At 74.2% G+C, this 3,835-nt stretch carries 5 protein-coding genes; 1 reads left to right on the top strand and 4 read right to left on the bottom strand.

Annotation, left to right across the window (positions count from 1 at the left end):
• The first annotated feature begins 361 nt into the window (after positions 1-361).
• Positions 362-880 (top strand): GNAT family N-acetyltransferase, encoded by a 519-nt coding sequence (locus FNQ90_RS15430; RefSeq protein WP_228471237.1) that lies wholly within the window; start codon positions 362-364, stop codon positions 878-880.
• Positions 881-917: 37 nt separating this feature from the next.
• Here the strand turns inward: FNQ90_RS15430 and FNQ90_RS15435 are convergent, their stop codons facing one another.
• From FNQ90_RS15435 to FNQ90_RS15450, 4 genes are all read right to left on the bottom strand, one after another.
• Positions 918-1,733, bottom strand: coding sequence for an NmrA family NAD(P)-binding protein (locus tag FNQ90_RS15435; RefSeq protein WP_182606911.1), 816 nt, complete (start codon positions 1,731-1,733; stop codon positions 918-920).
• A 122-nt stretch (positions 1,734-1,855) separates the two neighbouring features.
• Positions 1,856-2,041 carry a leucine-rich repeat domain-containing protein gene (locus tag FNQ90_RS15440; RefSeq protein WP_182606912.1) on the bottom strand — a complete coding sequence of 62 codons (186 nt, stop codon included), beginning with the start codon at positions 2,039-2,041 and terminating at the stop codon, positions 1,856-1,858.
• 32 nt (positions 2,042-2,073) lie between these two features.
• Positions 2,074-3,402, bottom strand: coding sequence for an MFS transporter (locus tag FNQ90_RS15445; RefSeq protein ID WP_323379985.1), 1,329 nt, complete (start codon positions 3,400-3,402; stop codon positions 2,074-2,076).
• Positions 3,403-3,442: 40 nt separating this feature from the next.
• On the bottom strand, positions 3,443-3,835 hold a 393-nt coding region (locus FNQ90_RS15450; RefSeq protein WP_182606914.1), incomplete at its 5' end, for a DUF998 domain-containing protein.

The following is a 3,835-nucleotide window of genomic DNA, read 5'->3' on the forward strand; positions in this document are numbered from 1 at the left end:
GGTGTACGCCCGGGGGCCCGGTGACATCGAGGCCCGTCTGCGGGCCCGGGGCCTGACCGTGACCGCGAGTCCCAACTCCTCGCTGCGCCTGTTCGGGGAGTGAGGTCGGGGGCTTCCGATGTCACCCGGCACGCCCGCCGGGGCGGCCGGGGGGGTCGGGTACGCTCGGAGGCGTCCGTATCCGTTCCGAGGCGGCAGAAGAGGGGGTGGGGTTGATGACCGTGCTCGAGGCCACCGCGCACGGCGCCCGGGTCACCCTCACGCCCCGGGTCGTGGCCTGACACCGTTCCGTTCACCCCGCCGGGAGCGTGAGCCGGGGGCCTTTGATCGACCCCACTTCGGAAACGGACCTTCCTTCGCCATGACCACTTCTCAAAGTTCATGGGACACGCGTGCCGAGACCGGCGCCGACATCCCCGCCATCCGTCGGATCAACCTCGCCGCCTTCGAGACCTCCGCCGAGGCCGACCTCGTCGACGCGCTGCGCCGCGACCCGTCCTGGATCGACGGCCTCTCCCTGGTCGCCCGCGACGACCACGGCACCCCCGTCGCGCACGCGTTGCTGACCCGGTGCCACATCGGTGAGGTGCCGGCGCTGTGCCTGGCGCCGTGCGCCGTCCTGCCCGGGCACCAACGTCGGGGCGCCGGTTCGGCGGCCATCCGGGCCGCCCTCTCGACGGCCCGGGAACGGGGCGAGCGCTTCGTCACCGTGCTCGGCCACCCGGACTACTACCCCCGGTTCGGATTCGGCCGGGCGTCCGCACACGGCATCGGCCTGACCATCGAGGTCCCGGACGAGGCACTGATGGCCCTCGCCCTCGTCCCCGACCATCCGTTGCCGAGCGGAACGATCCGCTACGCCGCGCCCTTCGGCATCTGATTCCCCGGGCGGCGGGACGTTCCGGGGTCGGTACCTGTCAGCCGCCCCGGAAGTGGTCGGCGTACTCGGCCACCCACTGCTCGAACGTGCGAGCCGGGCGCCCCGTCACGCGCTCGACGGTGTCGTCGACGGTCGTGGCGGTCCCGGGAGGTGCGGCGTACCACCCGATGACGTATTCGGCCTCCTCCGGGGAGACGCCGCCGGCCACCAGCCGCTCGACCGCCCGGTCGTGCGGGATCGGGACGAAGGCGATGTCCCGGTCGAGCTCCCGGGAGAGGAGGGCGACACGTTGTCGTGGGGTCAGAACCTCGGGCCCGGTGAGGTTGTACACCTCCCCGGCGTGGCCGTCCTCGAGCAGGGCGACCGCCGCCACCGCCCCGATGTCGGCCTGGTGAACCAGCGCGCTGGGCCGGTCGTAGGGCTCGCGGACCACGCCCTCCCCGCGAATCGAGTCGCTCCAGGTGAGCGTGTGGGACATGAATTCCTGCGCTTCCAGGCGCGTCCACTCCACCCCCGACTCCGCCACCGCCCGCTCGACCGGGCCGACCCGCCCGTCCCACAGGACGGTGATGCGCCGCACGCCCGCCCCGATCGCCCGTCGCACCAGCTCCGGCCCGACCTCGGCGAGCCCCTCCACCGCTGTGATGTGGAGGCGGTCGTACCCCGCGAGGGCGGCCTCCCACGTCCCCGGCTCCGTGTGCGCGCCGGCCACCGTCTCCACCGCGGCCGGGAACCTCCAGGCCGCGGCGGCCGGATTCCGGGTCAGTGCCCGTACCCGCTCCCCTCGGCGAACCAGCTCCGCCACCACGTGTCGCCCCGTGTTCCCGGTGGCGCCCGTCACCAGTGTGGTCATGGCTCAACCCCTTTCGTCCCCGGGAACGCTAGAAGTTCAATCGCGCTTGAGGTCAAGGGGTGTGTCCGCGTGTCGGTCGAGGCGGCCCGTCGACACCCGTGAGCGGCAGGGACCGATCGGCTTCACCACAGCACCGCGCAGCCGCGGCGTTCCAGTTCGGCGACGAGATCCGGCGGGGGGTCGAACGGATTCCACCGCAGGTCGAGCTTCTCCAACGCCGGCAGGTCGAGGACGGTGGCGGGGAGACCGGTCAGGCGGTTGGCCCGCAGGTCCAGGTGCCGCAACCGGGGCAGGGCGGTCAGGATCACCGTCGTTCCGGCGGGCCCCGCCGCCCCGGCCGTCACAGGGCGCGCCCCCTCTTCGACACGGCCGGGGACCGGGCCTCCCGCAGCGCCGGCACGAGCAGGGCGAGGAGACCGGTGAGAAGCACGGCCAGGGCACAGCACAGCAGGGCGACCCGGGCCGAGGCCCACTGGGCCAGCAGCCCCAGCGCGAGGTTCATCCCCACCAGCGGGAGGCTCTGCACCACGGTCACCACCGACTGCACCCGGGCCAGGTAGCCCTCCGGGGTGGTACCCGGCATCAACGGGGCGATGTTCGCGCCGAAGGTCCCGTTGCCCGCGCCGATCACCAGCGAGGCGAGGAGGCCCACCAGTGGGTTCGGCGCCACCGCCAGGACGCCGACGCCGGTGCCGGCCGCCACCGGCCCCGGACCGGCCGCCGTGCCGGGGCGGGCGGCACCGCCCCGGGCCAGCACCACCAGGGCGACCGAGACGATGCCCACCGCCCGGGCGCCGATCAGCACGCCCGTCTCGTGTGGCCCCCAACCCTCCTGGCGTGCCAGTACCGGGGCCAGCAGCGAGATCACCGGCAGGAGGAAGCCGGCTGCCACGGCCGTGACCGCCAGACCGGAGAGCAGGACCGGCGTGTGCCGGCACACCCGCAGGCCGGCGGCGATGTCTCCCCACAGACCGGAACGTCCGGCCGACGGAGCGGAGGACGGGGACGGCATCGACCGCGCCGGCGGTGTCCCCCGGCCATCCGGGTGGCGGCGCAACCACAGCAGCACCGCCAACAGAACCGCCGGGCCGACCGTCGCGACCACCAGGGGGCCCGAGGGGCCGAACACGTCGAACAACGCGCCCCCGGCCGCTCCCGAGGCGAACAGCACCAGCTGCACGCCGGTCTGCCGCAGCGCCATGGCACGCGGCAGACTCTCCGGGCCCACCAGGCGGCGCGGCATCGAGCCCGAGGCGGGCAGGTCGAAGGCGTCCAGCACGCCGATCACCAGGGCCGCCGCGAACAGCAGCGCCACCGGGGTGCCGACGAGGGAGACCGCCACCGCCAGGGTCGCGACCACCGCCAGGGACGACGCGGCGCAGAGCGTGAGGATCCGCCACGCCCCGATCCGGTCGGCCACCACGCCGCCGACCAGCATCAGCACGGCCCGCGGCAGGTTGATCAGGGCGAGCATCATCCCCGCGACGGCGCCACCGTGTCCGGCGGCGGCCCACCCGAGCGCGAAGTACAGGACGCCGCCACCGAACAGCGAGACGAGCCAGCCGGTCAACCAGAGCCGGAAGACGCCCGGTAAGGCGGGCCGCCGCGCATCGGGGGGCGCGATTTCGGACCCCGTGGCCGGGGCGGGGGAGGACACCATGCCCGGCATTCTGGCCCCACCACCGACACTCCCCGTCGATGACGGCCGGTCAGCTCCCGCGGCGGTGAAGGCCGGTGACCGCGGAGACCCACACCATGGCGGTGATGCCACCCACGGCCAGGGCGAGGGAACCGGCCGGGGTGCCGCTCATCGCCCATGCGTTGCCGACCAGCAGGAGTGTGCCCGCCACCCGGGAAGCGGTCGCGTGCCGTCGCAGGCCGGCCCGGGAGAAGTTCCGCCCCAGAACCCAGCAGGCGAGGATCAGGGCGAGGAAGGAGAGCGCCCCCGCCATCAGGTGGCCCACGGCGTGCCAGGAGAGCGAGGCGGGTGCGCCCTCCGGTGTTCCGGCGGGGAAACCGTCCGCCGGATCCATCACCAGCACCCCGGCCGCGACCATCCCCATCCCGGCGAGGCCGACCAGTCGGGGCGCCCACACGCCTCC

The sequence above is a fragment of the Streptomyces alkaliphilus genome (assembly GCF_014141535.1).
Taxonomy (GTDB): domain Bacteria; phylum Actinomycetota; class Actinomycetes; order Streptomycetales; family Streptomycetaceae; genus Streptomyces; species Streptomyces alkaliphilus.